The sequence below is a fragment of the Sphingomonas sp. 1185 genome (assembly GCF_040544655.1).
Lineage (GTDB): Bacteria > Pseudomonadota > Alphaproteobacteria > Sphingomonadales > Sphingomonadaceae > Sphingomonas.
Genome location: NZ_JBEPKL010000012.1, coordinates 66,938 through 92,311, shown reverse-complemented (window position 1 = coordinate 92,311; position 25,374 = coordinate 66,938). Strand labels below are relative to the sequence as shown.

General features: G+C 70.2%; 24 protein-coding genes. 9 read left to right on the top strand and 15 right to left on the bottom strand.

The features are described from left to right. Positions 1-62 precede the first annotated feature (62 nt). Positions 63-518: a peptidylprolyl isomerase gene (locus tag ABIC44_RS10410; protein ID WP_042488118.1), complete on the top strand. Its 456-nt coding sequence runs from the start codon at positions 63-65 to the stop codon at positions 516-518. A 220-nt stretch (positions 519-738) separates the two neighbouring features. Here the strand turns inward: ABIC44_RS10410 and ABIC44_RS10405 are convergent, their stop codons facing one another. Next, positions 739-1,521: a crotonase/enoyl-CoA hydratase family protein gene (locus ABIC44_RS10405; RefSeq protein ID WP_354295293.1), complete on the bottom strand. Its 783-nt coding sequence runs from the start codon at positions 1,519-1,521 to the stop codon at positions 739-741. A gap of 42 nt (positions 1,522-1,563) precedes the next feature. Between ABIC44_RS10405 and ABIC44_RS10400 the strand changes: the two genes are divergently transcribed. Both ABIC44_RS10400 and ABIC44_RS10395 read left to right on the top strand, forming a co-directional pair. Continuing rightward, positions 1,564-1,995 carry a PaaI family thioesterase gene (locus ABIC44_RS10400; protein WP_307101674.1) on the top strand — a complete coding sequence of 144 codons (432 nt, stop codon included), beginning with the start codon at positions 1,564-1,566 and terminating at the stop codon, positions 1,993-1,995. Beyond that, on the top strand, positions 1,992-2,405 hold the full coding sequence (locus ABIC44_RS10395) for a PaaI family thioesterase (protein ID WP_307101677.1): 414 nt from the start codon (positions 1,992-1,994) through the stop codon (positions 2,403-2,405). Before ABIC44_RS10400 ends, ABIC44_RS10395 begins: the two co-directional genes overlap by 4 nt. Here ABIC44_RS10395 and ABIC44_RS10390 read toward each other — a convergent pair. The 7 genes from ABIC44_RS10390 to ABIC44_RS10360 form a co-directional block, all read right to left on the bottom strand. Next, positions 2,384-3,136 carry a GDSL-type esterase/lipase family protein gene (locus ABIC44_RS10390; protein ID WP_354295271.1) on the bottom strand — a complete coding sequence of 251 codons (753 nt, stop codon included), beginning with the start codon at positions 3,134-3,136 and terminating at the stop codon, positions 2,384-2,386. The two genes, ABIC44_RS10395 and ABIC44_RS10390, sit on opposite strands and share 22 nt — an antisense overlap. Continuing rightward, positions 3,133-6,579, bottom strand: a complete 3,447-nt coding sequence (locus tag ABIC44_RS10385; RefSeq protein WP_354295269.1) for a glycosyl hydrolase 2 galactose-binding domain-containing protein — start codon at positions 6,577-6,579, stop codon at positions 3,133-3,135. Before ABIC44_RS10385 ends, ABIC44_RS10390 begins: the two co-directional genes overlap by 4 nt. A 71-nt stretch (positions 6,580-6,650) precedes the next feature. Next, entirely contained in the window at positions 6,651-7,898 is a 1,248-nt protein-coding gene (locus ABIC44_RS10380) for an adenosylmethionine--8-amino-7-oxononanoate transaminase (RefSeq protein WP_354295268.1), read from the bottom strand. Then, positions 7,895-8,515: a dethiobiotin synthase gene (gene bioD, locus ABIC44_RS10375; protein ID WP_354295267.1), complete on the bottom strand. Its 621-nt coding sequence runs from the start codon at positions 8,513-8,515 to the stop codon at positions 7,895-7,897. Before bioD ends, ABIC44_RS10380 begins: the two co-directional genes overlap by 4 nt. After that, the gene (locus ABIC44_RS10370) at positions 8,512-9,621 is read right to left on the bottom strand and encodes an 8-amino-7-oxononanoate synthase (protein ID WP_354295266.1); all 1,110 of its coding nucleotides are present in this window, start codon (positions 9,619-9,621) and stop codon (positions 8,512-8,514) included. The genes bioD and ABIC44_RS10370 overlap by 4 nt, the downstream gene beginning before the upstream one ends. 161 nt (positions 9,622-9,782) lie before the next feature. Next, positions 9,783-10,511, bottom strand: coding sequence for a class I SAM-dependent methyltransferase (locus ABIC44_RS10365; protein WP_354295265.1), 729 nt, complete (start codon positions 10,509-10,511; stop codon positions 9,783-9,785). Positions 10,512-10,515: 4 nt separating this feature from the next. Beyond that, on the bottom strand, positions 10,516-10,899 hold the full coding sequence (locus tag ABIC44_RS10360) for a GtrA family protein (RefSeq protein WP_307104683.1): 384 nt from the start codon (positions 10,897-10,899) through the stop codon (positions 10,516-10,518). 119 nt (positions 10,900-11,018) lie between these two features. Between ABIC44_RS10360 and ABIC44_RS10355 the strand changes: the two genes are divergently transcribed. Next, positions 11,019-12,788, top strand: coding sequence for an AcrB/AcrD/AcrF family protein (locus ABIC44_RS10355; RefSeq protein ID WP_354295264.1), 1,770 nt, complete (start codon positions 11,019-11,021; stop codon positions 12,786-12,788). 108 nt (positions 12,789-12,896) lie between these two features. Here ABIC44_RS10355 and ABIC44_RS10350 read toward each other — a convergent pair whose 3' ends face one another. The 4 genes from ABIC44_RS10350 to ABIC44_RS10335 are packed head-to-tail and all read right to left on the bottom strand — an operon-like array spanning position 12,897 to position 15,031. Continuing rightward, the gene (locus ABIC44_RS10350) at positions 12,897-13,520 is read right to left on the bottom strand and encodes a MarC family protein (RefSeq protein WP_307101691.1); all 624 of its coding nucleotides are present in this window, start codon (positions 13,518-13,520) and stop codon (positions 12,897-12,899) included. Between the two features lie 4 nt (positions 13,521-13,524). Continuing rightward, complete coding sequence (folD, locus tag ABIC44_RS10345; RefSeq protein ID WP_502959838.1) at positions 13,525-14,421, bottom strand: bifunctional methylenetetrahydrofolate dehydrogenase/methenyltetrahydrofolate cyclohydrolase FolD; 897 nt, start codon at positions 14,419-14,421, stop codon at positions 13,525-13,527. Continuing rightward, a complete protein-coding gene (locus ABIC44_RS10340; RefSeq protein WP_354295263.1) occupies positions 14,418-14,720 on the bottom strand; it encodes a DUF167 domain-containing protein in 303 nt (100 codons plus the stop codon). Before ABIC44_RS10340 ends, folD begins: the two co-directional genes overlap by 4 nt. Further along, complete coding sequence (locus ABIC44_RS10335; RefSeq protein ID WP_307101698.1) at positions 14,720-15,031, bottom strand: YggT family protein; 312 nt, start codon at positions 15,029-15,031, stop codon at positions 14,720-14,722. Before ABIC44_RS10335 ends, ABIC44_RS10340 begins: the two co-directional genes overlap by 1 nt. A gap of 121 nt (positions 15,032-15,152) precedes the next feature. On the opposite strand from ABIC44_RS10335, the gene ABIC44_RS10330 reads away from it, so the two are divergent. Then, positions 15,153-17,018, top strand: coding sequence for an AsmA family protein (locus tag ABIC44_RS10330; protein ID WP_354295262.1), 1,866 nt, complete (start codon positions 15,153-15,155; stop codon positions 17,016-17,018). A gap of 136 nt (positions 17,019-17,154) precedes the next feature. Here the strand turns inward: ABIC44_RS10330 and ABIC44_RS10325 are convergent, their stop codons facing one another. Together ABIC44_RS10325 and tsaD are read right to left on the bottom strand one after the other, a co-directional pair. Continuing rightward, complete coding sequence (locus ABIC44_RS10325) at positions 17,155-18,132, bottom strand: NAD(P)H-dependent glycerol-3-phosphate dehydrogenase (RefSeq protein WP_354295261.1); 978 nt, start codon at positions 18,130-18,132, stop codon at positions 17,155-17,157. After that, complete coding sequence (tsaD, locus tag ABIC44_RS10320) at positions 18,129-19,154, bottom strand: tRNA (adenosine(37)-N6)-threonylcarbamoyltransferase complex transferase subunit TsaD (RefSeq protein ID WP_354295260.1); 1,026 nt, start codon at positions 19,152-19,154, stop codon at positions 18,129-18,131. The genes ABIC44_RS10325 and tsaD overlap by 4 nt, the downstream gene beginning before the upstream one ends. A gap of 66 nt (positions 19,155-19,220) precedes the next feature. Here tsaD and hemC point away from each other — a divergent pair, with 66 nt between their 5' ends. The 4 genes from hemC to ABIC44_RS10300 are packed head-to-tail and all read left to right on the top strand — an operon-like array spanning position 19,221 to position 22,579. Continuing rightward, entirely contained in the window at positions 19,221-20,132 is a 912-nt protein-coding gene (gene hemC / locus ABIC44_RS10315; protein ID WP_307101708.1) for a hydroxymethylbilane synthase, read from the top strand. A 4-nt stretch (positions 20,133-20,136) separates the two neighbouring features. After that, entirely contained in the window at positions 20,137-20,820 is a 684-nt protein-coding gene (locus ABIC44_RS10310) for a uroporphyrinogen-III synthase (RefSeq protein ID WP_354295259.1), read from the top strand. Next, entirely contained in the window at positions 20,817-21,770 is a 954-nt protein-coding gene (locus ABIC44_RS10305) for a hypothetical protein (protein WP_354295258.1), read from the top strand. Before ABIC44_RS10310 ends, ABIC44_RS10305 begins: the two co-directional genes overlap by 4 nt. 56 nt (positions 21,771-21,826) lie before the next feature. After that, positions 21,827-22,579: a hypothetical protein gene (locus ABIC44_RS10300; RefSeq protein WP_354295256.1), complete on the top strand. Its 753-nt coding sequence runs from the start codon at positions 21,827-21,829 to the stop codon at positions 22,577-22,579. Positions 22,580-23,009: 430 nt separating this feature from the next. Here the strand turns inward: ABIC44_RS10300 and ABIC44_RS10295 are convergent, their stop codons facing one another. Further along, positions 23,010-25,325: a DNA translocase FtsK gene (locus tag ABIC44_RS10295; protein WP_354295255.1), complete on the bottom strand. Its 2,316-nt coding sequence runs from the start codon at positions 25,323-25,325 to the stop codon at positions 23,010-23,012. Between the last annotated feature and the right edge of the window lie 49 nt (positions 25,326-25,374).

Below are 25,374 nucleotides of genomic sequence, written 5' to 3'. Positions count from 1 at the left end.
CCCGCATTTGCCAGCGGGCACAGGAATGCCTACCTGCGGCACATCAACCAAGGAAGACCCTTATGGCCGAGACTTTTTCCAAGCTGACCCTGACGCTCGAGAGCGGCGATGTCGTGATCACGCTGCGCCCCGACCTGGCGCCCGAGCATGTCGCGCGCATCGGCGGGCTCGCCAATGAAGGTTTCTACGACGGCGTCGTGTTCCACCGCGTGATCCCCGGCTTCATGGCGCAGGGCGGCGACCCCACCGGCACCGGCATGTCGGGTTCGGACAAGCCCAATTTGAAGCAGGAATTCAACGCCGAGCCGCACGTCCGTGGCACCTGCTCGATGGCGCGGACCAACGACCCGAACTCGGCCAATTCGCAGTTCTTCATCTGCTTCGACGATGCGCGCTTCCTCGACCGCCAGTACACGGTGTGGGGCCAGGTCGAGAGCGGCATGGAGCATGTCGACGCGCTCCCCAAGGGCGAGCCGCCGCGCAATCCGGGCAAGATCATCAAGGCGACCGCGGAGTAATTTTCGCGAAACGCCGGGAAGGGGGGAGTCTCGAAAGGGGCTGCCCCCCTTTTTTGTAGGGTCCTGCCACCTGCCAAAGAGCACGCCCCTCCCGCAAGCGGGAGGGGATGGGGGAGGGCATGGGGTCTCGCAGAGAAGAGCTCTTGCGGCCCTTGCCCCTCCCCAACCCCTCCCCCTGCCGGGAGAGGGGCTATCGTTGCGGGAGAGGGAGCTGCCCCTCTCAACCGTCCCGAAACACCGGCCACCGCCGCGCCATGTTCGCCGCAACCGCCTCGCGGTGGTTCTTCCCCCGCATCAAGGCCACCTGCTCGGCGCTCTCCATCGCCAGCATCGCCTCCGGCGCGCAGCCCATCGCCCCGAACAGCCGTTTCGCGCTCCGCACCGCATCGGGACTCCGCCCCGCGATCGTGCGGGCGAGCGCCAAGGCCTCCCCCTGCGGGTCCTCGACCAGCCGCGTGACGAACCCCGCCGCCTGCGCCTCGGCCGCGTCGAACTCGCGCGCGGTATAGACCCATTCGCGCAGCACATCCTCGCGCACGCCGCGCCACAGCGCGAAGCCGCCCATGTCGGGGACGATCCCCCAATGCACCTCGCGAATCGCAAAGCGCGTCGCGGGATGCGCCAGTCGGATGTCGGCGCCCGCCATGATTTGCGTCCCCCCGCCGAACGCCACACCGTGCACCGCCGCGATCACCGGCACCGCCAGCGTCCGCCAGCCCCACGCCACCTGCTGCACCCGATTGGCCGGGCCATGGCTCCGCGCCGACAGGTCCAGCCCGGCCAGATCGCCCCCCGCCATCGCCGCCATGTCGAGCCCCGAGCAGAAACCCTCCCCCTCGCCCGACAGCACGACCGCGCGCACATCCGCCCGCACCGCCAGCGTGTCGATCGCCCCGGCCAGCGCGTCGAACATCGCGCGGTCGATCGCGTTCAGCTTTTCGCCGCGCGCCAGCCGGACATCGGCGACGCCCTCCGCCACCGCGATCGTCACCCGGTCGTTCATCCCACTCTCCTTTTGCGCATCGTTGATGTAGAGCATCGGCCCATGGGGTTCGATATTGAACGCTTCACGGCGATGGGCGGCTTTGGCGGCCATGGACGGCATCTGGGGATGCAGTACCGGACGCATGGGGACGACTGGGCGGAGCTGGCTTTGCCCTATGGCGCGCGGCTGATCGGCGATCCGGCCAGCGGGGTCATCGCCTCGGGCCCGATCGTCGCAATGATGGACATGGCGACCAGCCTGTCGGTCTGGCTGAAGCGCGGCGCGTTCGAGGCGCATGTGACGGTCGACCTGCGCGTCGACTATCTGCGCCCCGCCGTGCCGGAGCGGACGGTGATCGGGCGCGGCGAATGCTATCGCATCACCCACAGCATCGCCTTCGTCCGGGGCATCGCGCATGACGGCGATCCCGGCGATCCGGTGGCGCATGTCGCGGGCACCTTCATGCGGCTGAACGCGGGGGTCGAGGCATGACCCCGCCGCGCACCGCGATCGGCACGCAGATGGTGCTGCCGCCCTATGCCGAGTGGCTGGGCTGTTCGATCGAATGGGTCGAAGAGGTGCCGGAACTGGTGATGCCGTTCGGCGACCATGTGATGGGCTGGCCGGGGCTGCTTCAGGGCGGCGCGATCGCAGGGCTGCTGGAGGTGGCGGGGATCGCCGCGCTGACCCATCGGCTGTCCCTGGAGGGGGCGGCGCGGATCAAGCCGGTGACGGTGACGACCGACTATCTGCGCACGGGCCGCGACCACCCGACCCGCGCGGTCGGCACCATCCTGCGCCTGGGCCAGCGGATCGCCAATGTCGAGGCGACCGCCTGGCAGGAGGATCGCGACCGGCCGATCGCGACCGCGCGGCTGAACTACCGCATCCTGCGCGACTGAGGCTTGGCCAGCGCCCGCCGGATCGCGGCATCGGCGACCGGCGCCATCGCGGCATAGCCCGCCGCATTGGGATGCACCCCGTCGGTGCCATAAGCGGGGTTCAGCGCGTCGCCGACATGCAGGACCGACCAGTAATCGGCATAGGTCGCGCCGATGCGCGCCGCATAATCCTTCAGCCAGCCGTTCATCGCGGCTATGCGCGGGGCCGGGTTCACCCCCGGCTTCCACTCGAAATGATCGGCGGGCGGGATCGAGGCCAGGATCACCCGGATGCCATGCGCCTGCGCCAGTTCGACCATCGACATGATATTGCCCTGCACCTGCGCATCGGTCGTCGGGCCGGTATTGCCCGCAATGTCGTTGGTGCCCGCCATGATCTGCACGACCGCAGGCTTCAGGTCGATCACGTCCTGCCGAAAGCGCAGCAGCATCTGCGAGGTGGTCTGCCCGCTGATCCCGCGCCCGATCCGGCCGGGCGTGAAGAAACCGGGCGCGCGATCGACCCAGTTCTGGGTGATCGAATCGCCCATGAAGACGATGCGCGGACGACCCGGCACCGGCGCCGCGAGCTTCGCATTGTCGTCGCGGTAGCGCGCGAGATAGCCGAAATCGTTGTGCAGCCGCTCCTCCCATTCGCGCGCCCAGCGCTGGCCGTCGGTCTCCTTCACCTGTGCGATGGCGGGCGCGGCCAGGGTCAGCGCGAGCAGCGCGGCCAGGGTGAGGCGGTTCACGGGCGCAGGTCCGCGCTGGTCGCGGTGACGTTCCAGCCGCGCAGCGTGACGCTGGGCCTGTCCGCCTTGGCGGTGGGGTAGCGGACTTCGATCACGCGGCTTTCTCCCGGCAACAGGGTGACGTAATTGTCGCTGAAATAGGCGGGCAGGACCTGCGTCCCGTCGGCATTCATCACGGTCAGCTTGGTCTCGATCGCGGGGACCGTGCCGCTGTTGGTCAGGGTGACGTTGGCGATCGTTTCCTCGCCCTGCCCCTGCAACGCCGTGCTGGCCGTGACCGTCGCCGCGCCCATCGTCGTCAGCGCGCGATAGCCCGCATCGTCCTGCGCCTGCCAATAGCTGTTGGTCGACAGCAACTGTCCGCCCGCATCGCTCGCCTCCAGCCGGACGAGCACCGGCCCGCGCTTCATCGCCGAGGCCAGGTCGAGGGTCAGCACCGGCGTCACCCCCTCGGCATTGGCGGCGATCTTCGTCTCCTGGTCTGATTCGACCCGGCCATCGAGCCCGACGACCCGCGCGCGCACCTGCACACCCTTCAGCGCGTCGCGGGTGTTGTTGACCAGCACGACGCGGTGGTCGGGCAGGTTCATCTGGACATGGATCGGCTCGGCGGCCTTCTTCACGCCGTAGAAGGCGGCATGGGTGTCATAGTCGGACGAGAAGATCTGCCAGGCCGAGGACGGCCAGGCGGGTTGCGTCATCCACAGCATCCGGCCCGAATTCTCGGTCCAGAGCCCCGCATTCATCCCCTCGAAGATGGCGCGATAGGATTCATACTCCATCATCTGCGCCTTGCGCTCGAAATCCTCGAGCCCGGTGGCGGGGCCGAAGCGGCGTTCGAGCGCGGCGGTGAAGCTCTTGACCGCGCCGTTCCCGGTCTGGTGCCAGTCGTGATAGGCCCAGACATCGCCGATCGGCCAGCGATCCGCCTCGGCCGGGATGGCGCGCTTCCATGCCTCCAGCGTCGGTAGCGAGGGGGTGCCGACCTCGACCGAAAAGCCCTTGGCGAGCGTGGTGAAATAGTCGGCGGGCGGCCGCCAGTCATAGGGGCCCGACCCTTGCAGGTTCACCGCGTTGGACGAGGGCATGTAGAGCCGCGTCCCGTCCTCGGCGCGCAGCAGCGTGTCCAGCCCGGTATTCAGGATCGGCTGCGGCACCCCCTCGTTCCGGCCGAACCAGGCGACGATCGAGGGATGGTTGCGATAGCGGCGCACCACGTCCGCCGCATTGGCGAGGAACAGCTGCGGGTCCTCGGCCTCCATATTGTAATCCTGGGTCGACTCCCAGAAATCGGACAGGACCATCAGGCCATATTCGTCGGCCAGGTCGAAGAAGCTGTCCTCGGTATTCTGCCCCACCCAGTTGCGGATGATGTTCAGGTGCGCGTCGCGGTGGAGGCGGAAGAAGGGCTCCAGATGCGCACGGTCGATGCGCTTCATAAAGTCGTCCATGCCGATATTGCCGCCGCGCGCCGCGATCCGCACGCCATTGACCCGCAGGACGAGATAGGGGGCGAGGCGCGGATCGTCCTGCACCTTGGCGACCGCCGCCGACTGGGACGCGCCGGGGGTGAAGCTCATCGCCCAGCCATTGGCGGTCTTGCGGATGCCCGCATGGCTGGTGTCGACCACCCGCTGGCCGCCCCGCACCCGGTTGAGGTCCAGCGTCACCCGCTCCAGATCGCCGTCATCGTCGAACAGCGACAGGTCATAGGTCACCTGCCGCATCCCGAAGCGCAGGCCCTTGCTGTCCGACAGCGCGCCGTCGACCGCCGCGGTCAGCGCCAGATCGTGCAGCGCGGGGTCGCCATAACCATTGGGCCACCACAGGCGCGGATTCTTGACCGACAGTTGCGGGAATTCGGACGGCGACAGGACGGCGCGGATCGTCTGGCCCGGCGCGACCGTCACCGGCTTTTCGACCACCACGTCATCGAACACCGCGCGGACGGTCGCCGTCACCGGGGTCTGGCCGTTATTGGTGACGGGCACCGCGATCTCGACATCGGCGACCGAATTGTCGGGCTTGGGCAAGGTCGTAACGACCTGCGGGTCGCCGATCACCGCCGGACCGGTCGCGGCCAGCGTCACCCCCTGCCACAGCCCGGTATTGCGGTCGCGGACGCTCGGGATCCAGTCCCAGCCCTCGGTCGCGACGAAGGTCGGGCCGTCCATCATCTGGACGCCGCCATTCTCGCCCACGCCCGCCGTCATCGATTCCTCATGCGCCAGGCCGGGGTGCGGCGGCGGCGAGACGCGCACCGCAATGGCGTTGCGCCCGGCGGCCAGCGTCACGGGAAAGCGGCCCCGGATGAACGCGCCCTTCATCGTGCCCGCCATCCGGCCGTTGACCCAGACCTCGGCCGAATAGTTTACGCCGTTGAAGGTCAGCCACATCTGCCGCCCGGCGGCCTCTGGCGGCGTGTCGAACTCGGTGCGATACCAGTAATCCTGGCGCGCCAGCGTCTCGGGGATCGCCAGATTGTTCAGCCCCACCGCCGGATCGGGATAGACGCCGCGATCGACCAGCGTGGTCAGGACCGTGCCCGGCACGGTCGCGACATACCATTTGTCGGCGTCGAAATTGCCCTGCGACAGGTCCGCGCCGCCGGGGCCGACCTTCGCCGCCTCGATCAGCCGCCAGCCATTGACCGCCCATTGCCCGGTCGCGGTGGAGACGAGGGCGGGGTCCTTCGGCTCGGGCTTCGCCGTGCCGCCGGTCGGGATCGGCGCCCTGGACTGGGGCAGGGTCCAGGCATCCTGCGGTACGGTCTGGCCCTGCATCTGGCGGGTCTGAAAGGGCCAGCTCGGGCTGCCGGTCTGGAGCGCCAGCTTCGCCGGGTCGGGCGCACGCCGCGCGGCGACGCGGATGGCCAGCGGATCGACCGCCTCGCGCACCATGCGGAAGTCGATGATCCGGCCCGCGAAGATCGGCTGATAGCTGCGCGGGGCCAGGGTCGCGACGCCCGTAACGGGTTCGAGCGACAGGCCGCGCTGCACCACCTGCCGCCCGTTCACGAACAGCCGGACGACCTTGCCGTCATAGCTTGCGGCGATATGCGTCCATTTGTTGCGGTCGGCATCGCCGCCGCCCTGCACCACCCCCGCCTCGGTGACGAGCGCGGGCTGGCCGTCGACCAGCGCCAGATAGCGGCGGGGCCCCCGGGTCGGATCGCCGAAGCCGCCGATCAGCATCGTCGTGCCCTTGCCCGCGACGCTGCGCGGCTGGACCCAGGCGGACAGCGTCCAGGTGGCGGCGGCCACCGGCGTCGTCTCGATCGCGCGGGCGTAGGAATCCCCCCCCGGCGGCAGGTCCGCATTGATCGGGCCCAATGGCTGGGCGGGGGGAGACGCGGGGGCGGTCTGCGCGGATACGCCCAGGCTCCAGCATAGCGCCGTCATCGATGCCAGAGCCCCTATCGCCCTTGCCGCCGCCACGCTCATGCCTGCTCCCTTTTGAATTGCCGCCGGATAAAGCAAATGAAAAGCCGTAAAGTCAAAGGCTCCGGCGTTGCTCAACCCCCGAAGCGCGCAATCGCCGCATCGATGCCGTTCCAAACCTGCGCAAGCTGCGCCGGAGTGATCGAATAAGGCGGCATGACATAGATGGTGTTGCCCATCGGCCGGACGAGCAGATCGGCCTCGCGGAAATGCGCGAGCAGACGGGGGGCCAGATCGGAGAGATAGTCCTGCCCCGCGCCCAGCTCGAACGCGGCGATGGTGCCGAGCTGGCGGGGGCTATGGACCGCCACCCGGTCCGCGATCCCCGCCAGATGGAGGCCTTGCGCCGCCGCCAGTGCGTCGATGCGGTCCTGCACCGGCTCCTCGCGCCAGATCGCCAGATTGGCCGCCGCCGCCGCGCAGGCGATGGGGTTGGCGGTGTAGCTGGACGAATGGAAGAACTGCTTCGATCGATCACTCTCCGACCAGTGCGCCTGGAAGATCGGCTCGGTCGCCAGCGTCACCGCCAGCGGCACCGCACCGCCGGTCAGCCCCTTGGACAGGCAGAGAATGTCGGGGGCCACCCCCGCCTGGTCGCAGGCGAACAGCGTGCCGGTGCGGCCCCATCCGGTCATCACCTCGTCGGCGATGAACAGCACGCCATGGGCCGCGCATATCTCGCGCATCGCGGCCAGCGTCTGGGGTGTGTAGAACAACATGCCGCCCGCCCCCAGCACCAGCGGCTCGACGATGAACGCCGCCGCGCCCGCCCGGCACTCCGCCTCCAGCGCGTCGAGCGTCGCCTGCACGTCATGGGGAAAGGGAATGGTGCCGACATCGAAGAGCAGCGGCGCATAGGCGCGGTTGTACACGCCGCGCGCGCCGACCGACATCGCGCCGATCGTGTCGCCATGATAGCTGTGTTCGAGGACCAGGATACGATGGCGCGGCTCGCCCCGGTTGAGCCAGTAACCCAGCGCCATCTTCAGCGCGACCTCGACCGCCGTGGAGCCCGAGTCGGAGAAGAACACCCGCGTCAGCTCCGGCGGGGTGATCCGCACCAGCTCGGCGGCGACCGTCTCGGCGGGTTCATGGGTCCAGCCCGCGAAGATGATCTGGTCCAGCTTGCCCGCCTGCTCGGCGATGGCGGCGCTGATGCGCGGATGGTTGTGGCCATGGGTCGTCACCCACCAGCTGGAAATGGCGTCGATCACCTGCCGCCCATCGGCCGTGGTCAGCACCGCGCCGGAGGCGGTGGCGACACGCGGGATCGGCTCGCCCAGACCGTGCTGGGTGAAGGGGTGCCAGACCGGCGAGGTCATCGGAAATCCCCCACATCGAACTGGGCGGCGAAAGCCTCTGCCAGCGTCTCGCGGGTCAGGTCGGCAAGGCGCGGCAGACGACCGAGCCGCTTCACCCCGCCGATCGCGGCGATGGTCGCCTCGCTGTCCTCGACCGCTTCACCGACAAAGGCGACGCCCAGGATCGGCACGCCGCGCGCGCGCAACGCCTCGATCGACAACAGGCTGTGGTTGATCGTCCCCAGCCCCGTCCGCGCGACCAGCACCACGGGGCGGCCCCAATGCGCGAACAGGTCGGCGAACAGCAGTTGCCGGGTGACGGGCACCAGCACCCCGCCCGCCCCCTCGGCGACCAGCGGCCCGTCGACCTGCGGCAGCGCGAGGCGCGCGCGGTCGATCTCCACCCCATCGATCTCGGCGGCGCGGTGCGGCGAGCAGGGGGTCTTCAGCCGATAGGCGGACGGCAGGACCGGACGGCCGCTGAGCCGTGCCACCGTCTCGGCATCGCCATGCCCCTCGTCATCGGTGCCCGCCTGGACGGGTTTCCAATAGCTCGCCCCCAGCGCAGCCGTCAGCGCGGCGGAGAAGACGGTCTTGCCGATCTCGGTATCGGTGCCGGTGACGATGACGGTGCTCATGCCAGAACCTCCTGCAATGCCTGGTCGAGGGCGAGGATGTCCGCCGCCTCGACATTGAGGGTGATCGACAGCCGCAACCGCGCCGCGCCCACCGGCACGGTCGGCGGGCGGATGCCGCGAATGTCGAAGCCGCGCGCCTGCAACGCGTGCGCCGCGCGCATCGTCCGGCCATTGTCGCGCAGGATCAGCGGCATGATCGGCGTGCCGCGTGCGGATGCGCCGTGCCTTGCCAGATGCTCGCCCGCCAGCGCGATCCGCGCGTGGAGCGCCGCCCGCCGCTCGGGCTCGTCGGCCAGGATGCGGAGCGCCTCGCGCACCCCGCGCGCCATCAGCGGCGAGGGCGCGGTGGAGAAGATGAACCCCCGCCCGCGATTGACCAGATAGTCGCGCAGGATGGCGGGCCCGGCGACCAGCGCGCCCTCGCACCCCATCGCCTTGCCACAGGTATGCAGCGTCACCACCCGCTCGCCCGGCGACGAAAGCCCCTGCCCCCGGTCGCCGAAGACGCCGGTGGCATGCGCCTCGTCCACCACCAGCATCGCGTCGTGCCGCTCGGCGACGGCCATCAGGTCGGCGAGCGGGGCGGTGTCGCCGTCCATGCTGTAGAGGCTTTCGACCGCGATCCAAGGCGTGCCCTTGCCGCCGCCGTCGCGCCAGGTCCGGATCGCCTGCTCGAACGCGCCCGCGTCATTATGCGCCGCCGCCACCGAGGTCGCGCGCGACAGCGTCATCCCCTCATGCATGCTGGCATGGACCAGCGCGTCGTGAACGATCAGGTCGCCGCGCTGCGGCAGCGTCGCCATGATCGCGACATTGGCGGTATAGCCCGAGGAGAAGTAAAGACTCGCCTCCGCGCCGAAAAAGGCGGCGGCCTCCGCCTCCAGCGCCTCATGCTCGGGGTGGTTGCCGCGCAGCAGCCGCGAGCCGCCCGAGCCGACGGGCACGCCCTGCTCGATCGCCCGCGCCATCGCGGCGGCGAGGCGGGGGCTGTTCGCGAGGCCCAGATAATCGTTGGAGGCGAAGTCCTTGCCCGCCATCGGGGCCAGCACCCGCAATCGGTCCCGCGCGGCCAACCGGGCCAGATCGGCGCGATGAAAGTCCAGCATGGGGGCTTCCCTAGAGCGGGATGCCGGAGAGCGGAACCGGAATTTGCGAGGGATTCCCTTGGCCTTCGACTTCGCTCAGGCTGAACGGATGTTGGGTAACTGCCTGGGTACTGAACCCCGTTCAGCCTGAGCGAAGTCGAAGGCTACGCCCCAACCAGCCGTCAAACCGGCTCCGCCAACGTCACGATCGAAACCCCCGGCGTCATCGGCGCGCGGCCGACCAGATGCCGCTCCAGCCGGAAGATCGCCTCGAACGCCTTGTTGAGCGGCGCGGGCGGGGGCGAGTCGTCGCTGTCGTCGCGGCCCGTCAGCCGCCCGGCGATGCGTGCGGCGGCGGCGAGCGGGAAGAGCAGCGAGTTGAAATAGGTCAGCTTGCGGGGACGCAGACCCGCCTTCTCGATCGCCGAGACCAAAGTCCCCTTGGAATAGCGGCGATGGTGGTGGTTCACCACGTCATGCGCCGACCACATCCATTGATGCGCGGGCACCGCGATCAGGATCTTGCCGCCCGGCTTCAGGCAGGACTTCATCGCGGCAAGCGCGGCGACATCGTCCTCGATATGTTCGACCACGTCGAGCACCGCGATCAGGTCGTACGCGCCCCGCTCGATCCCCGGCAGTTCGGGCAGGGGGGCCGCGCCCACCGGCTTGCCGAGTCGCTCCGACGCGATCTCACGCGCGGCGGGATCGATCTCGATCGCGTCGACGTTACCGAAACCGGCCAGCATCGGCAGATTGTGCCCGGTGCCGCAGCCGATCTCCAGGATGCGCGCCTCGCCCGGCAGCTTGCCATAGCGGGTCAGATAATCGGCCAGGATGTCGCGGCGCGCGCGATACCACCAATGGGTGGAATCATGCGCGGCCATGCGGTCGTAAACGATACGGTCCATGAACTTATCCGAAGACCCATTGGCGATTGAGCGCGAAGGTCGCGATCGGTGTGATCGTGACCACCGGGATCAGCGCGACCCAGGGTTGTTGATGCAGGAGCCCGGTGGCGATCCACGTGAAGACCGCATTCAGCACAAGTCCAAAGCCTTGCACCACCAGGAATTTCAGATGCTGCCGCCCGCTGGAGTCGCGGGTGCCGTGCCCGCGAAAGCTCCACGCGCTGTGCAGGAAGAAGCCGAAGATCACCGCGACCAGAAAGGCGGGCGGCACCGCCAGCACCGCCTTGTCATGCGGCAGGACCCAGGACGTCAGCGGCAGATAGACCGCCGAATAGACGACCGTCGACAGTCCGCCCGCAATGCCGAAGCGGATCAGCTGGCCCAGCATCCCGCTGTCCCGCCACTGCCCGATCCGCTGCTGAAGAGTCGCCACGCCGCCGTCTTGCCCTTTACGTCGCCCGCGATAGAGCGGAGCCCGAAGTCCTGCGCCTTAGGCCGCAGGCGGTTATGAGGGAAGCGTCTTTGGAACGTCTGAAGGGCGAGATCGACCGCAACTGGCGGCAATGGGTCATGGTCGCCTGGGTCGCGATCGCCGCCTGGTACGTCTATGACCGCTGGGGCCAGATCCGCTGGTGGTCGCTGGGCGACACCGACGACAATATGCGGCTGATGCAGGTGCGCGCCTGGATGGCGGGCCAGGGCTGGTATGACCTGCGCCAGTACCGGATGAACCCGCCGGTCGGGTTCGACATCCATTGGAGCCGCATCGTCGACCTGCCGATCGCGGGGCTGATCCTGTTCTTCCGCCTGTTCACCACCCCCGCCTGGGCCGAGCGGCTGGCCTGCGGGATCGCGCCGACCATCCCCCTGTCGATCGCGATGCTGGGAATCGCGGCGACGATGCGCCGCCTGATCGCGCCCTATGCCTGGCCGCTGGGGATCGCGCTGCTCTATTGCGCGGGTTCGACCCAGCTGATGTTCATGCCGATGCGCATCGACCATCACGGATGGCAGCTGGCGATGCTGGCGGTCACGGTCGCCGGGCTGTGCGATCCGCAGGCGCGGCGCGGCGGCGCGCTGGTCGGCCTGGCCAGCGCGGTGTCGCTGTCGATCGGGCTGGAGATGCTGCCCTATGCCGCGATGGCAGGGGCGATCCTGACGCTGCGCTGGGTCTGGGACCGGGACGAGGCGTCGCGGCTGGCGGTCTATGCGCTGACGCTGGGCGGGGGGAGCGCGGCGGGGTTCGCCGCCTTTGCCTCCAACGCCAATTACGCGATGCGCTGCGACGCGCTGACTCCGGTCTGGCTGTCGGTGACGGTGGTGGCGGGGGCGCTGCTGTTCCTGCTGGCGCGGATCAATCCCGAGTCGCGCGCCGCGCGGCTGGGCCTTGCCGTGCTGGCGGGCGCGGTGATCGCGGGCGGCTTCGCCTGGCGCTTTCCGCAATGCCTGACCCGGCCCGAACAGGTCAGCCCCGAATTGCAGCGCAACTGGCTGAACAATGTCCGTGAGGCCAAGCCGATCTACAAGCATCCGCTGCGCATCGCGCTGCCCATGGTCATCATGCCGATCATCGGGATGATCGGGGCGATCGTCGCGGCGGTGCGGCGGCGCACGATCGGGTGGACCGCGATCGCGCTGTTCACCACCTTCGCCTGCGCCATGCTGTTGTGGCAGGCGCGCGCGGCCCCGGCGGCACAGATGCTGGCGGTGCCCGGCGTCGCGGCGCTGCTCTGGATCATCCTGCCCTGGATCAACCGCCTGCCCTCGCCGCTGCTGCGCGTGCCGGTGATGGTCGCGGCGATCCTGGTGCCGAGCGGCATCGCCACCGCGCTGATCTTCAACCATTTTCCGGTCGGACAGGCCAATGCCTATGCCGCGCGGGTCAACCGCGCGACGGGGCAGTGCGTGCGCACCTCGGTACTGGCGCGGCTCAACGCCTATCCGGCGGCGACGGTGTTCACCTTCGTCGATCTGGGGCCGCGGCTGATCGTGACCACCCATCATGACGCGATCGCGGGGCCCTATCACCGCAATGGCGACGCGATCCTGGACGTGCAGCACGCCTTTCAGGGCGGCGAGGCGCAGGCGCACGCGATCATGAAGCGGCACGGCGCGACGCTGTTGCTGCTATGCCCCGACATGTCCGAGTCGACCAACTACCGCGCGCGGGCGCCGGGGGGCTTTTACGACCGGATGGCGCATGGCTGGGTGCCGGACTGGCTGACCCCGCTGCCGCTGCCCAAGGGATCGCCGCTGCGGCTGTACCGGATCGACTGATCCGCTTGCGGGGCGGTGGCAGGCCGTCGGGCCTGACGAAAGGGGGGCTGCCTCATGCGCGGCTCGCCCCCTCCACGGTTCCCCTCCCCTGACCGGGGAGGAATGCCATCACTTCAGGCTGGCGGTGACCCCGTCGATCACGAACTGCACCGCCAGCGCGGCGAGCAGCACGCCCAGCACGCGGGTGATGACCGCCTCGATCTTGGCGCCCAGCAGCCGCATCAGCGGACCCGCCGCCAGCAAAGCGACCAGCGTCAGGAGCAGGATCGTCACCATCGCGCCCAGCACGACCAGCGACGCCTCCAGCCCCTGGTTGCGGCTCATCAGCAGCATGACGGTCGCGATCGAACCGGGACCTGCGATCATCGGCATCGCCATGGGGAAGATCGACACATCCTCCGCCTCGTGCGGATCGTCGGCGACCTTGGCCGCACGGTCCTCGCGCCGCTGGGTGCGCTTCTCGAACACCATCTCCAGCGCGATCAGGAACAGCATGATGCCGCCCGCGATGCGGAAGGCGGGCATCTCGATGCCGAGCCCGTGGAGCAGCGCCTCGCCGAACAGCGCGAAGACGAACAGGATGACCGAGGCGACCATGACCGCGCGGATCGCCATCGCGCGGCGGTGCTGCGGCGTCGCCCCCGCCGAAAGCCCTGCATAGATCGGCGCGCAGCCCGGCGGATCGATCACCACGAAGAAGGTGATCAGCGACGAGATGAAGAGTTCGAGCACCGGCTCAGAGCGCCGTCTGGTCGATCGCGACGCCCTCGCGCCGACCCGCCGAGACCAGCGTGTTGCGCAGCAGGACCGCGATCGTCATCGGCCCGACGCCGCCCGGCACCGGGGTGATCGCGCCCGCGCGCGCGGCGGCGGCGTCATATTCGACATCGCCGACCAGGCCCGTCTCGGTCCGGTTGATGCCGACGTCGATGACGCTGGCGCCGGGCTTGATCCATTCGCCCTTGACCAGCCCCGGCACGCCCACCGCCGCCACGACGATATCGGCGCGGCCGACCACCTCGGGCAGATTGCGGGTACGGCTGTGCGCGACGGTCACGGTGCAGCTTTCGCCCAGCAGCAGCTGCGCCATCGGCTTGCCGACGATGTTCGAGCGGCCGACGACCACCGCGTCCATCCCCGACAGGCTGGGGTGAATGCTCTTGAGCAGCATCAGGCAGCCGAGCGGGGTGCAGGGCACGAAGCCCTCGACGCCCGTCGCCAGCCGCCCGGCATTGACCGGGTGGAAGCCGTCGACATCCTTGTCGGGGTCGATCGCCTGGATCACCGCCTGCGCGTCGATCTGGCCGGGCAGCGGCAGCTGGACGAGGATGCCGTCGACGGTCGGGTCCTGATTGAGCTGTTCGACCAGCGTCAGCAGGGTCGCCTGATCGGTATCGGCGGGCAGGCGATGCTCGAAGCTCTCCATCCCCGCCTCGCGCGTCGCCTTGCCCTTGGACCGGACATAGACGCTGGAGGCCGGGTCCTCGCCGACAAGGACGACGGCCAGCCCCGGCGCGCGGCCGGTGGCGTCGCGGAAGGTCGCGACCTGGGTGGCAATACGGGTGCGGAGGCCGGCGGCGAACGCCTTGCCGTCGATGATCGTGGCGCCAGTCATTGGGGTAATTGGGGTCATGGCGCACCGCCATAAAGCGCCTCGGCCAGACGCGCCAGTGCGTCCGGGTCCCCGGCGATGTGAAGGCGCTTCAATCGCGCCGTCTCGCCCGCCACGATCGTCACCGCGCGCTTGGGCACGCCGAAATGCTTCGCGACCAGCGGGACCAGCGCCGCATTGGCCGCGCCGTCGACCGGGGGGGCGGACAGCCGCGCGGCGAAATGCGCATCGGTGCCGCTGGTCAGCGCGTCACGCCCGCCGCGCGGGGTGACGCGCACCGCGATGCGGATGCCGTCCTCGCAGGGCGACCAGGCGGGCATCAGCCGACGACGACCGCGCCCCCGTACATCTGTTGCGCGATCGCGGCGTTCAGGATCTTGTCGAGGATGACCACCGCGAGCAGCACGACCATCGGCGACAGGTCGAGCGCGCCGAAATCGGGCAGGATGCGCCGGATCGGGCGATAGAGCGGATCGGTCATCTTCTGGAGCGCATACCAGACCGAACGGATGAAATCGTTCGAGGTGTTGATGACGTTGAAGGCGATCAGCCAGGACAGGATCGCCTGAACGATGATCACCCACCAGACGACGTTGAGGAGAATCTGCAAGATCTGAAGGATGAGGACCAACGGAGGGAGCTCCCGATTACAATGGCCCCATATCTAGGGCGGGCGGGGCGTCGGGGCAATCATCGCGCCGTCCGGTCCTGACGCAGGTGGAACGAACCGCCGGTCTGCGCGTCCCGTCGTCATGATTCAGGTGAAGAATCGCCCGGAGGGGCGGCGGCGCTGGGTGAGGATCGCGGTGGGGGTGCTGGTCGCGCTGCCGCTGGTGCTGGTGCTGGTGCTGGTCTTGGCGGTCTTTCCCTGGGGCGTGCTGCGCGGGGCGGTGACGCGCGAGGCGACCGAGCGATTCGGGCGGCCGGTGACGATCGGTTCGGTCCACCGGGTCGACGCGATCGGCTTTCACCCCGTCATCGCGGTCGAGGATCTGCGTATCCCGCAGGCCGACTGGGCGGGCCGCGGCGATTTCGTCCGCCTGTCGCGCGCCGAAATCCGTTTCTCGGTCTGGCCGCTGCTGACGGGCCGTTTCGTACCCGAGGATATCCGCGTCTCGGGACTGCGGCTGGCGCTGGTCCGCGACAAGCAGGGCCGGACCAACTGGTCGCGCCCCGGCGAGCCCGAGGAAGGGGGCAGATCCACCGATCTCCAGGGGCTGACCATCACCGACGGCGTGATCGGATATCGCGACGCCAAGCAGGACCGGACCGCCACGCTGCGCATCGCTGCCAATCCCGACAAGGGCGTGCGGGCCGAGGGCGATGGCACGGTGCGCGGCGCGCCGATCCGCATCGCCTTTACCGGCGCGGCGGTGAAGCCGGGGCGCTGGCCCTTCCAGGCGACGATCAGCGGCACGCAATTGTCGATGAAGGCGACCGGCACGATGGCGCGGCCGCTCGACACCGATGCGATGACGCTCGACCTGACGGCCAGGGCCGACGATCTGAAGCGGATCGACGCGGTGATCGAGGCGGGGCTGTTCCAGACCGGTACCGTCGAACTGGCCGCGCATGTCGAGCATCAACGCCCGCGCTGGACGATCACCGACCTGAAGGGACGGATCGGACGCTCCGACCTGAGCGGCCGGCTGACCGTCGACAAGCGGCAGGGGCGCACCATCCTGGACGGCGACGTCACCGCGCGGCAGTTGGATTTCGACGACCTGTCCTCGCCCGAGGGGCTGGCCGAGGCCGCCGCGCTCGAACGGCGGATCGGGCCGCGCCTGGTGCCCAACACCCGGATCGACATCGGCAAGATCGACACGACCGACGGCACCATCGCCTTCCGCGTCGGCCGGGTGGTCAGCGCCAAGGGCGCCTCGCCGATCACCGAATTCACCGGGCGGATGGCGATGGACCACCAGCAGCTGACGATCGACCGGATTCGCATGACCCTGCGCCAAGGGGTAGTGACCGGCCGCGCGGTGATCGACCAGCGCGGCGGGCGCAAGGTGCCGCAACTGACGCTCGACCTGCGGCTGAGCGGGGCGAGCGTCCTGTCGCTGTCGGGCCAGACCGAGATCACCGGACAGGTCGCGGCGCGGGCGAAACTGGCGGGTGCGGGCGAGACGGTGCGGGACGCCATCGGCCGGTCGAACGGGCGGATCGGGCTGGTGGTGGCGAACGGCTCGCTGCCCGATCGCTATGCGGCGGCGCTGGGGTTCGATGCCGGGGCGGCGCTGATGGCGGGATCGTCGGAACGGGCCAATCTGCGCTGCCTGATCGTCGGGGTGGACATGCGGAACGGCACCGGCCGCGCCGATCCGCTGATCGTCGACACCTCGCGCAGCCGGCTGGACGGAACGGGCACCGTCACCTTCCCCGACGAGCGGCTGGCGCTGCGGCTGACTGGCGCGCCCAAACAGGGCGGGGTGCTGCGCCTGGCGGGGGCCGCGACGGTGACGGGCACGCTGGAGAAACCCGACCTCGTCATCCCGAAGGAGGTGAAGTCGGTCGGCAATATCTTCAAGTCGATCGGCCGCGCGATCACCGGCGATTCGGGGCCCAAGGCACAGAATGCGGCATGCGGAGCGCTGGCGCGGCAGGTGTTGCGGTAATTTCGCCTGCCCGCTCCTCCCGCACTCCGTTCGGCCTGAGCGCAGTCGAAGGCCACGCCATCATGCCAGACAAGGGGTTTCCTGGCGGCGGAGCCCCTTGGCCTTCGACTTCGCTCAGGCCGAACGGAACTTGGGATCAGTGCCCCTCGGCCTTGAGCGGCCGGGCCAGCAGCATGCCGATGATGTCCTTCACCGCCGCCCCCTCCAGCAACCGGCACACCGCCGCGCAGACCGGCATGTCGACTCCCGCCTCCATCGCCGCCTGGCGCAGCACGGGGGCGGTGAAGGCGCCTTCCGCCACGGTCCGCCGGTCGGCGAGCAGCTCCGCCGCCGAGCGCCCCTGCCCCAGCCCGACCCCCAGCGAGAAATTGCGCGACGCGGTCGACGAACAGGTCAGCACCAGATCACCCAGGCCCGACAGCCCGGCCAGCGTCTCGGCACGTCCGCCGCGCGCCAGCCCGAACCGCGTCATCTCGGCAAAGCCGCGCGCGATCAGTGCGGCGCGCGCATTCTGGCCCAGCCCCGCGCCCTCCACCACGCCGCAGCCGATGGCGAGGACGTTCTTGATCGCGCCGCCAATCTCCGCCCCCGTCACGTCGTCGGTGGCATAGGGGCGGAAATGCGGCGCGGCGATGCGCGCGGACAGGCGTTCGCGCAGCGCAGGCTCTTCGCAGGCCAGCGTCACTGCGGTCGGCAGCCCCGCCGCCACCTCATGCGCGAAGGTCGGTCCCGACAGCACCGCGATCGGCGCGTCGGGATGGAGCGCGCGGGCGACCTCGCCGACCAGCCGCCGCGTCCCCGCCTCGATCCCCTTGGCGCACAGGACCAGCGGCGTCGCGCCGACCGGCATCGTCGCCAGCACCGCGCCCACCGCCTGGGCGGGCGTGACGACGAGCAGCGCATCCATATCGGCCATGGCCGCCGGATCGCTGACCGCCTCGATACCCGGCGCCAAGGCGATATTCGGCAGATAGAGCGGGTTGGCATGGGTGGTGTTGATCGCCTCGGCCACCGCCGGGTCGCGCGCCCAGATCCGCACCGGCCGGTCGCCATAGGCGGCGACCTGCGCCAGCGCGGTGCCCCAAGCCCCCGCCCCGATCACCCCGATCCTCATGCCTTCACCCCCGCGCCGCGCACCGCCTCGGCCGCCGGATCGAGCGGCCAGCGCGCCCGCGCCGGCGTGTCGAGCGGATCGGTCAGCCCTTCGCGGAACCGCTCGACTCCCGCCCAGGCGATCATCGCGGCATTGTCGGTGCACAGCCATAGCGGCGGCGCGACGAAGCGCAGGCCATGCTCGGCGGCGAGCGACTCGAGCGCGCCCCGGATCACCCCGTTCGCCGCGACCCCGCCCGCGACGACCAGCGCGGTGACGGGGGGAACCTCGGCCAGCGCGCGGCGGGTACGGTCGAGCAGACAATCGACCACCGCCTGCTGGAAGGATGCGGCGATATCCTCCGGCCGATGATGCCCGACCGCGCGCGCGACCGCGCTCTTGAGGCCCGCAAAGGAGAAATGCGGCTCGGCCGCGCCCTTCAGCGGGCGGGGCAGCGGCACCGCATGAGGATCGCCCTCGCGCGCCGCCACCTCGACGCGCGGACCGCCGGGATAGCCGAGACCGAGCAGCTTGGCGGTCTTGTCGAACGCCTCGCCCGCCGCGTCGTCGATCGTCGTCGCCATCCGGCGATAGCGCCCGACGCCCTCGACCAGCAGCAGCTGGCAATGCCCGCCCGAGACCAGCAGCAACAGATAGGGATAGGCCAGCTCGCGGTCGGACAGGCGCGGCGACAGGGCGTGGCCCTCCAGATGGTTGACCGCGATCAGCGGCTTGCCCGCCGCATGCGCCAGCGCCTTGCCGGTGACGAGGCCGACCATCACCCCGCCGATCAGCCCGGGTCCGGCGGTCGCGGCGATGGCGTCGACATCGGCCAGGGTCACGCCCGCATCGGCAAAGGCGGCGGCGACCAGCGGCTCCATCGCCTCGACATGTGCGCGCGCGGCGATTTCGGGGACGACGCCGCCGAACGGGGCATGCGCCGCCTCCTGCCCCAGCAGACGATGCGCCAGCACGCGCCCGTCATCGGTGACGAGTGCGGCGGCCGTCTCGTCGCACGAGGATTCCAGTCCCAGGATCAGCATGGCCCACCCCATACCCCCTCGCATCCTTATTGTCGAAGGGGGGCGTATTGCGGCAAAGGCCGGATCATGGTTCGTTTTCGGCTCGGTACGCGCGGTTCGCCGCTGGCCCTCACCCAGGCGCAGATGGTGCGCGCCGCGCTGGCGGAGGCGCAAGGATGGGACGAGGACGCGGTCGAGATCGTGCCGATCAAGACCACCGGCGACCGGGTGCAGGACCGGGCGCTGGCCGAGATCGGCGGCAAGGCGCTGTGGACCAAGGAACTGGACCGCGCGCTGTTCGATGGCGAGATCGATGCCTCGGTCCATTCGATGAAGGATGTCGAGACGGTCCGCCCCGACTGGCTGCACATCGCCGCGATGCTGCCGCGCGCGGACGTCCGCGACCGGCTGATCGGCGCGGAGACGATCGCGGGTCTGCGTCCCGGCGCGGTCATCGGCACCAGCAGTCCGCGCCGCCGCGCGCAGCTATTGTCGCACCGGCCCGACCTGACCATCACCCTGCTGCGCGGCAATGTCGATACGCGGCTTGCCAAGGTGGCCAGCGGCGAGATGGACGCCACGCTGCTCGCCGCCGCCGGGCTCGACCGGCTGGGGCGCGATGTCGGCCACGCCGTGCCCACCGACCAGATGCTCCCCGCCCCCTCGCAAGGCGCGGTCGGGATCGAGACGCGCGCCGACGATGCCGCTGCCACCATGTTGATCGGGTCGATCGACCATGCCGAGACCCATGCCTGCGTCATGGCCGAACGCGCACTGCTCGCCGCGCTTCAGGCCGATTGCCACAGCCCGGTCGCGGCGCTCGCCTCGCTGTCGGGGGAAATGCTGACCCTGCGCGCCGAACTGCTGGCTGAGGACGGCTCGGCGCGGGTGAGCGGCTGGGTCGAGGGCGGGCTGGACGAGGCGCTGGGCGCGCGGCTGGCCACCGATCTGCTCGACCGCGCGCCGCCCGTGGTGCGCCGCCTGTTCGCGGGCGGCTGAGGCGATGACGGTCGTCGTGGTCCGGCCGGAGCCCGGCAATGCCGCGACGATCGCCGAACTGCGCGCCCAGGGGCTGACGGCGCGCGCGCTCCCCTTCTTCGCGGCGCAGGCACTCGCCTGGACGCCGCCCGCGCCGGACGATGTGGGGGCGCTGCTCTTCACCAGCGCGCAGGCGGTGCGGCTGGCCGGGCCGGGTCTGGCCGCGTTCAGCGACAAGCCCGTCGTCGCGGTCGGCCCCGCCACCGCCGAGGCGGCGCGTGCGGCGGGCCTGACGGTGGCGCTGACCGGCGAGCGCGATGCCGCCGCCGTGGTCGAGCAGGCGCGCGCGGCGGGGCTGGCCCGGCTGCTCCATCTGGCGGGGCGCGACCGGGTGGAAACCGGGGCGATGGTCCGCACCGTCTATGCCGCCGAGCTGGTGGCGGTCGACCGGGACGCGGTCCGCGCGCTGGCGGGGACGATCGTGCTGCTCCATTCGGCGCGCGCGGCGGCGCGGCTGGCCATGCTGGTCGACGACGCGGAGGTTTCGCGCGCGGCGGTGGCGATCGTCGCGATCAGCGCGAAGACGGCGGCGGCGGCGGGCGAGGGCTGGGCGGCCAGCCGGATCGTCGCCGCCCCGCGCGACGCCGCGATGGTCGCCGCCGCGCGGGCGTTGACCCGGACCGCCACCACGGGGATAAGCGGGGCATGAACGAATTCGCGCCTTCCGACCGACCGCCGTCGCGCGGGCCCCGTACGGGCGCGACCATCGCGCTGGTCCTGCTCGCCTTTGCCGCCGGGTTGCTGCTGATGGCCTATGCGATGCGCAACCTGAGCTGGTTCGGCGGCACCACCGCCACCGCGCCGCACGCCACCGCCGCCAAGTCCGGCACCGCGACCGATACCGCCGCCACCGAGGCGGCGCATGCCGCCGCCGATCCGGTCGCGCTCGCCACCCGAGAAGCCGCGCTGGCCGCGCAACTCGCCACGCTGGAGGCGCGCGCCGCCGCGATCGCGACCGACTCGACGGCGGCGGGCACCCAGGCCGCCCGCGCCGAATCGATCCTGGTCGCCGCCGCCGCACGGCGCGCGATCGATCGGGGGCAGCCGCTGGGCTATCTGGAGGAACAGCTCCGCATCCGCTTCGGGGGCAGCGAGCCGCGCGCCGTGTCCGCGCTCATCATGGCCTCGCACCAGCCGGTGACGCTGGAGACGCTGCGCCAGGGGCTGGACACGCTGGGCCCCGACCTGATCGTCAACACCAGCAATGGCTGGTGGGAAGGGCTGCGGCAGGAGCTGGGTCGGCTGATCGTGATTCGCGAGGCGACGGCGCCCTCGACCAATCCCACCGAGCGGCTGGCGCGCGCGCAGCGGCTGCTCGACGGCGGACAGGTCGAGGCGGCGCGGGCCGAAGTGACCCGGCTGCCCGGCGCCGCCACCGCCCAGACCTGGCAGCGCGCCGCGCGGCGCTATGTGCTGGCCCGCCATGCGCTCGACCTGATCGAGAATGCCGCGCTGGTCGCCTCGATCGCCACGCCGTCGCCGATCATCACCAGCCCGGTGACGGTGCCCGGCCCGGCGGCCGCGACGGGCAATCCCCCGCCCGCCGCCGAGGACACGCCCCCGCCAACCACCCCTGCGCCGACCACGCCTTCCATCTGAACGGAGCCCGATCGCGGCCGACGCGTTGGTCCGGGTCCACGCTCCGGAGATATGCGATGATCCGCTCCCCCTATTGGATCGCCCTTGGCATCGCCCTGCCGCTGGCGGGGTGCGGCGATGGCGGTGAGGCGGGGAGCCTGCGCAACAGCGCCGCGACCCAGGCCCCCGCGCCGACCGCCAGCCCGGCGGGCACGCCCCGCACCCTGCCCGCCCCGATCAAGACCGCCGCCGAGCCCGACCGGACCCTGGCCTGCTCGGCCGAGCGGGGTCGCGCCGCCGCCGACCGGCTGGTGAGGATCTGCACCTCGGTCAGCCCTGCCACCCATCCGCCGTGCAACGTGGCGAATAGCTGCGCGATGATCGAGGACGAGATCGCCCGCAGCTGCGCGCTGCTGGGCGACGATGCCGCGGCCACGCCGGGCTGTTCGGTCGCCCCCAAGAGCGACGCGGCGGCGGCGGCGGTCGTGCGGCGCTATTATGCGGCGATCAATGCGCACGACTATGCCACCGCCTGGACCCAATGGGGCCCCGATGGCCGTCCCGGCCAGCGCTTCGCCGATTTCCAGAAGGGCTTCGCCCGGACCCGCGCGACCAGCGTGACGATCGGGCAGGTGCCGCCCAGCGAAGGGGCGGCGGGATCGGTCTATGCGACCATTCCCGTCACCGTCGATGCGCAGCTGACCGATGGGCGGCGACAGCGTTTCGCCGGGCAATATGTGGTGCGACGGGTCAACGACGTGCCGGGCGCGAGCGCGGACCAGCTGCGCTGGCATATCGATTCGGCGACGTTGAAGCCGGTCGCGCCGTAATCCTTGGGTTCGGCCAGAGCATCGTCGAAGGCCCGGGGAATCCGTCAAGGCGAGCGGCGGGCGTGCCCTTCGACTTTGCTCCGTGCGAATGGAGGCTGGGGGTAATTGCCCGCCCCGCCCCTCAAAGAGAGGGGTCGCGTGGATTCAACGCAACGTCATTGCCCCCCTAGGGCCGGTCGACATTCAGCGCTGCCTTTCCTCCCCTCGCCCCTCGCAGAGGGGAGAGGGTTGCGCAGACTTGGCCTTTGCGAGAGCAAAGGCTTAGTCGGAGCTGGGTGAGGGGTGGGCGCTCGCTCCGCGAGCGCGCGAGCCTTTGGGCTCGCTCAACCCCTCACCCAAGCTGCGCTAGCCAGCACGCTGGCAAGCTTCGCTAACCCTCTCCCCTGTCCAGGGGAGAGGGGAAGAAGCAATTCTGAACGGCGATCGGGCTCTAGATCGGATGCCCCTCGGTATCGCGCAGCACTTCGCGGCGACCGACATGGTCCGGTCGGCCGACGATGCCGTCGGTCTCCATCCGCTCGATCAGCCGCGCCGCCGAGTTGTAGCCGATGCGCAACTGCCGCTGGAGCCAGGAGGTCGAAGCCTTCTGGCTTTCGCACACCAGCTGGATCGCCGCGCGATATTGCTGGTCCTCGGCCGAATCCTCGCCCGTGGGTGCGCCGTCGAGCGCGAAGCTCTCCGCCGGTTCCTCGGTGACCGAGGAGATATAGTCGGGCTGGCCCTGCGCGCGCCAATGGTCCGCGACCCGGTGCACCTCGTCGTCCGAGACGAAGGGGCCGTGGACGCGCACGATGCCCTTGCCGCCGGGCATGTAGAGCATGTCGCCGCGCCCCAGCAGCTGCTCGGCGCCCTGCTCGCCCAGGATGGTGCGCGAGTCGATCTTGGAGGTGACGTGGAAGCTGATCCGGGTCGGCAGGTTCGCCTTGATGACGCCGGTGATGACGTCCACCGACGGCCGCTGCGTCGCCATGATCAGGTGGATGCCCGCCGCGCGCGCCTTTTGCGCCAGCCGCTGGATCAGGAATTCGACTTCCTTGCCCGCCGTCATCATCAGGTCGGCCAGCTCGTCGACGATCACCACGATCTGCGGCAGCGGTTCGTATTCGAGCTTTTCCTCCTCATAGACCGGCTGGCCGGTCTCGGGGTGATAGCCGGTCTGGACCTTGCGCCCCAGCGGCTGGCCCTTGGCCTTGGCCGCGCGCACCTTGTCGTTGAAGCTGGCCAGGCTGCGCACGCCGACCGAGGACATTTGCCGATAGCGGTCCTCCATCGTCTCGACCGCCCATTTCAGCGCGCGGACCGCCTTGGCCGGATCGGTGACGACCGGCGACAGCAGATGCGGAATGTCGTCATACATCGACAGTTCGAGCATCTTGGGATCGATCATGATCATCCGGCACTGCTCGGGCGTCAGGCGGTAGAGCAGCGACAGGATCATGCCGTTGAGGCCGACCGACTTGCCCGAACCCGTCGTACCCGCGACCAGCAGATGGGGCATCGGCGCGAGGTCGGCGACCACCGAGTCGCCCGCGATATTCTTGCCCAGGATGATAGGAAGCTGCGCGGCCTGGTCGGCGAAGCTCTGCGACGCGACGAGTTCGTGCAGCGACACCATCTCGCGCTTGGCATTGGGCAGCTCGATACCGATGACGTTGCGCCCCGGAATCACCGCGACGCGCGCCGAGATCGCCGACATGTTGCGCGCGATGTCGTCGGCCAGCGCGATGACGCGATTGGCCTTGATGCCGGGCGCGGGCTCCAGCTCGTACATGGTGACGACCGGGCCGGGGCGTACCTCGACGATCGAGCCCTGGACGCGAAAATCGTCGAGGACGTTTTCCAGCAGCCGCGCATTGCGCTCCAGCGCCGCCTTGTCGATCGTCCCCGCCGGAGAGGGCGGCGCGGGGGTCAGCAGGTCGAGGCCGGGCAGCTGATAGGGCGCGTCGCGATCCGCCGCCGCCTTGGGTCGCGCGGGCGCAGGGGCGACCTGCCGGTCGGCGATGACGGGGGCGGGACGATCCTCGCGCACCGGCACCGCCTTGCGCGCCAGGGTCAGCGGCTCCTCTTCGTCCTCCTCGTCGTCATAGAGCGCCGCATCCTCATCGTCCCAGGCCACGCCCTCGCCATCCTCGCTCAGGGCGCGACGGCGGCGCAGGCGCGCCAGTCCGCGCTCGGCGATGTCGAGTTCCAGGCTGCGTCCCCAGATCAGCGCGCCGCCGACGCCCAGCGCCAGCCCGATCGCCGCCGATCCCCAAGTGACGACCGCCGCCTGTCCACTGAACGCCAGCGCCCAGCGCACCAGGCTGGCCACCGACAGGCCGATCACCCCGCCCCATCCGGCGGGCAGCGCCAGCACCGCCGAGTCGGAGACGAAGGACAGCGCGCACGCCATCATCGCGGTGCCGATCACCGCCTGGCGCAGCATCCGCACCCAGCGCCCCGCCGGGCGGTCGCGCCACAGCCGGGTCGCGACGATCGGGCCGACCGGCAGGATCAGCGCGACGGCGGGCCCGAACAGGGTCAGCGCGATATCGGCGATCCACGCGCCGGGCAGCCCCATCCAGTTGGCGGGGGCCGCGCCCGACGCGGTGTTGAGCGCGGGATCGCTGGCGCGGTAGCTGGCCAGCGCCAGCACCAGCATCAGCGTGACGGCGAACAGCGCGATCGCGGCGACCAGCGCGCCGCTGCGCACCGCGCCCGCCTTCACCGTCTCGCGCCATAAAACCGGCTGCGCGCGGCTGGCCATGGGATGTAATCCTTCAGGAATGTCCGAAAATGCGGGAAAATTCATCGCC